1 protein-coding gene is annotated in these 4,826 nt (G+C 71.4%); it reads left to right on the top strand.

Features of this window, described 5'->3' with window-relative positions:
* Positions 1-48: 48 nt before the first annotated feature.
* On the top strand, positions 49-4,826 hold a 4,778-nt coding region (locus ACWCQM_RS40730; RefSeq protein WP_450920105.1), incomplete at its 3' end, for an SDR family NAD(P)-dependent oxidoreductase.

Below are 4,826 nucleotides of genomic sequence, written 5' to 3'. Positions count from 1 at the left end.
GTGGATGTGGACTGGTCTGCGGCGTTCGTGGGGGCGGGTGCGTCGCGGGTGGATCTGCCGACGTATGCCTTCCAACGCCAACGCTACTGGCTGGAACCCTCCGGTGACCTGGCCGGTCCCGGCTCCGTCGCCGGTCTCGGACTCGGGGCAGCTGAGCACCCCCTGCTGGGTGCCGCTGTGGAGCTGGCAGGCGCCGACGGACTGCTGCTGACCGGACAGTTGTCGCTGCGCACACATCCGTGGCTTGCGGACCACGCCGTCGCGGGTACGGTGCTGTTCCCGGGGACCGGCTTTGTGGAACTCGCGGTGCGGGCCGGTGACCAGGTCGGATGCGACACCGTCGAAGAGCTCACCCTCCAGACTCCACTCATCCTCACCGAGGGACGCGTCGTACAGCTCCAGATCATGGTGGGCGATCCGGACGAGGCGGGGCGCCGCACGCTGACCGTCCACTCCCGCGAAGAGGCGGCGTCGGCTACCGGAGAGTGGACATGCCACGCCATGGGCATCCTGGCGACCGGCGGTGCACAAACGGCTGCGGCGGACCTCGTGAAGTGGCCGCCGGCAGACGCCGAACCCGTACCCATCGATGACATGTACGAGCGATTCGAGGCCGAGGGCTACGGCTATGGCCCGGTGTTCCAGGGTGTGCGGGCGGCATGGCGCCGCGGCGACGAGGTCTTCGTCGAGGTGGCGCTCGATACGGAGCACCAGGAGGCGGCCGATCGCTTCGGTGTGCACCCTGCGCTCCTGGACGCGGCGCTGCACGGGGTGCAGCTGGGGGACTTCTTCTCCGACGGGCGTCCGCGACTGCCATTCGAGTGGCGTGGTGTGTCGTTGCGGGCGGCGGGCGCGTCGATGCTCCGTGTGCGTCTGGCACCGGCCGGCGCGGACACCGTGTCGGTGACCGTGGCCGACGGTTCGGGGCAGCCGGTCGCGACGGTGGACTCGTTGGTCTGCATGCCCGTCGACCGGGAACAGCTGTCGGCGGCGTCGGACACGTCGCCGGAGCACGACGCTCTGTTCCGTATCGACTGGACAGCGGTGACCACAGGTGTGCCGGCTGCGTCGGAACAGGGAACGGACTCCGCTCCGAGCAGGACCACGGCAGCCCATGACGTGGCCCGTGACCTCGGCATCGCCCGGATCGGCACCTCCGCGGACGTTCCCGGCGCGGAGACGTACCCGGACCTGGAAGCCCTCGGCGACGCGGTGGCAGCCGGTGCCCCGCTGCCCGGTGTCGTGGTGGTCGCCGCACCGGAGTCCGCGAGCGGGCCCGAGTACGCGAACGGACCGGAGACACCGGCGGCCGCGCATGCGGCGAGTCATCGGGCGCTGCTCTTCACCCAAGCATGGCTCAGTGACGAGCGGTTCACCGGTGCCCGGCTTGTGTTCCTGACGCGGGGTGCGGTGGCGGCCGGCTCCGACGGCGATGTGACCGACCTGGCGGCGGCCCCGGTGTGGGGGCTGCTGCGGTCGGCACAGACCGAGAACCCCGGCGCTTTCGTGCTGATGGACTCGGATGGCACCACCGCGTCCCAGGAGGCACTGTCGGCCGCACTGGCGTGGGCGGCGACCCACGAGGAACCGCAGCTGGCGCTACGCGCGGGCGAGGTGCGGGTCCCACGCATGGCGCGCCTGACGCGCGGCGACGGGGTGCTGACTCCGCCGGCCGGGTCGTCGGGGTGGAGTCTCGAAATCCCGGAGAAGGGCTCCTTCTCCAACCTGCAACTGCTGGAGAGCCCGGCAGCCGAGCAGCCGCTCGACGCCGGTGAGGTGCGGGTTCGCATCCGCGCGGCCGGGATGAACTTCCGAGATGTGGTGCTGGCTCTGGGCGTCGTACCGGACCAGGAGGTGATGGGCAACGAGGCCGCGGGCGTCGTCACCGAAGTCGGCGACGGCGTGACCGATCTGGCGCCCGGCGACCAGGTCATGGGCGTCTTCTCCGGCTCCTTCGGCCCCTTCGCCGTCACCGACCGGCGGATGCTGGTCCCGATGCCCGCTGGGTGGTCGTTCGTACAGGCGGCGTCCGTGCCGGTCGTCTTCCTGACGGCGTACTACGGCCTGCGCGACCTCGCTGCCCTGCGGTCGGGCGAGTCCGTGCTCGTGCACAACGCCGCCGGAGGCGTCGGCATGGCCGCCGTACAGCTCGCTCGGCACTGGGGCGCCGAGGTCTACGGCACGGCCAGCGAGGGCAAGTGGCACGCCCTGCGCACCTCCGGCCTTGACGATGCGCACATCGCCTCCTCCCGCAACCTCGACTTCGAGGACCGGTTCCGCACCGCAACCGGCGCCCGGGGCATGGATGTGGTGCTGGACGCGCTCGCGGGCGAGTTCGTGGACGCGTCGCTGCGACTGCTGCCGCGCGGCGGGCGTTTCCTGGAGATGGGCAAGACCGACAAGCGTGACCCCGCCGTAGTCTCCGCGGCACACCCAGGCGTCACCTACCAGGCGTTCGACCTGGGCGAGGCAGGCCCGGACCGTACCCAGGAAATGCTGCTGGAGCTCCTCGACCTCTTCGAGCAGGGCGCGCTCACCCCCCTGCCCGTCGCCACGTGGGACATACGACGAGCCCCCGACGCGTTCCGCCACCTGAGCCAGGCCCGCCACATCGGCAAGGTCGTGCTGACCGTCCCAGCCCCGCCGTCGGGCACGGGCAGCGGAACCGCCCTGGTGACCGGAGCGACCGGGACACTCGGTCGGCTCGTCGCCCGCCACCTCGTGGAGCGGCACGGCGTACGGGAACTGCTGCTCGTCAGCCGCCGCGGCCCGGCAGCCGACGGGGCCTCGGAACTGGTCGCCGAACTGGCCGGTCTCGGCGCCCACGCCCGCGTGGCGGCCTGCGACGTCGCCGACCGATCGGCCTTGCAGGAGCTGCTCGACGGCATCCCGGCCGGACACCCCCTGACCACGGTCGTCCACACGGCCGGCGTACTCGACGACGGAATGGTCCCCGCGCTCACCCCCGAGCGCATCGACGGAGTACTGCGCCCGAAGGTCGATGCCGCATGGAACCTCCATGAGCTGACGCGTGACCTGGACCTGTCGGCCTTCGTCCTCTTCTCCTCCGTCTCCGGCGCCCTCGGCAACGCCGGACAGGGCAACTACGCGGCGGCGAACGTCTTCCTCGACGCGCTCGCGGCGGTCCGCCGCACCGAGGGCCTGCCGGCGACATCGCTCGCATGGGGCCTGTGGCAGCAGACCAGTGCGATGACGGGCGAACTCGGCGAGGCGGACCGCACCCGCATCGCACGCTCCGGACTCATCGCACTGTCCTCCGACGAGGGCCTGGCGCTGTTCGACGCCGCCCTCGCGGCCGATGAACCGCTCCTGCTGCCGGTAGGACTTGACTCCGCCGCGCTGCGGGTCTCCGGCGCGCCCGTTCCCGCCCTGCTGCGCGGCCTCGTCCGGGGCCCCGTACAGCGTGCCCGGGCCACGGCCACCGGCACCACGGCCGCGCCCACCGGTCTGGCCCGGCAGCTAGCCGGCCGACCCGAGGCCGAACAGCTGGCACAGATGACGGAGTTCGTACGCGGACACGTGGCCGTCGTCCTCGGATACGGTTCAGCGGCGGCGGTCGACGAGAGCAAGGCCTTCAAGGAGCTCGGCTTCGACTCCCTGACCTCGGTCGAACTCCGCAACCGGTTGAACGCGGCGACCGGGCTGAGGCTGCCCGCCACGCTCGTCTTCGACCACCCCACGCCGGGTGCGCTTGCGCGACAGCTGTGCGACGAACTGCTCGGCGCCCGAACCGAGGACGGCGACACCGCCGTCCCGCCACCGGTCGCAGCCCCGCAGGCGGACGACCCGATCGCCATCGTCAGCATGAGCTGCCGCTACCCGGGTGACGCCGGGTCCCCGGAGGCGCTGTGGGACCTGCTGGCCGCAGGCGGCGACGGCATCACCGACTTCCCGGCCGACCGGGGCTGGGACCTGGACGCGCTGTACGACGCCGATCCTGACCGCCCGGGGAAGTCGTACGTCCGCAGCGGAGGCTTCCTCCACACCGCCGCCGACTTCGACGCGGCCTTCTTCGGGATCTCACCGCGTGAGGCTCTCGCGATGGACCCGCAGCAGCGGCTGCTGCTGGAGACGTCGTGGGAGGCGCTCGAACGCGCGGGAATCGACCCCGCATCCGTACGCGGATCCCGGGCGGGTGTGTTCGCCGGCGCGGCGGCGCAGGGCTATGCCTTCGGCATGGAGCAGTCCGGCGAAGGCAGCGAGGGCTACTACCTGACCGGCAGCACCACCTCGGCGATCTCGGGACGTGTGGCGTACACGCTTGGTCTTGAGGGCCCGGCGGTGACGGTGGACACGGCGTGTTCGTCGTCATTGGTGGCACTGCACCTGGCGGTGCAGTCCCTGCGGAACGGTGAGTGCACGCTCGCCCTCGCGGGTGGCGTGAACGTCCTTGCCACCTCCATGGTCTTCGTGGAGTTCAGCCGCCAGCGCGGACTCGCGCCGGATGGCCGCTGCAAGTCCTTCTCGGACGGAGCGGACGGTACGGGTTGGGGTGAGGGTGCGGGGATGTTGTTGCTGGAGCGGTTGTCGGACGCCCGGCGTAACGGTCATCCGGTGCTGGCGGTGGTGCGTGGTTCGGCGGTGAATCAGGACGGTGCGAGTAATGGTCTGACGGCGCCGAACGGTCCGTCGCAGCAGCGGGTGATCCGTGCGGCGTTGGCGAATGCGGGGGTGTCCGCGGCGGATGTGGACGCGGTGGAGGCGCACGGCACGGGGACGACGTTGGGTGATCCGATTGAGGCGCAGGCGCTTCTGGCCACTTATGGTCAGGATCGTCCGGCCGGCCGGCCGTTGTGGTTGGGGTC

The organism is Streptomyces sp. NPDC002125, assembly GCF_053593715.1.
The sequence above is the reverse complement of the archived record's forward strand: the minus strand, read 5'-3'. Positions and strand labels throughout refer to the sequence as shown.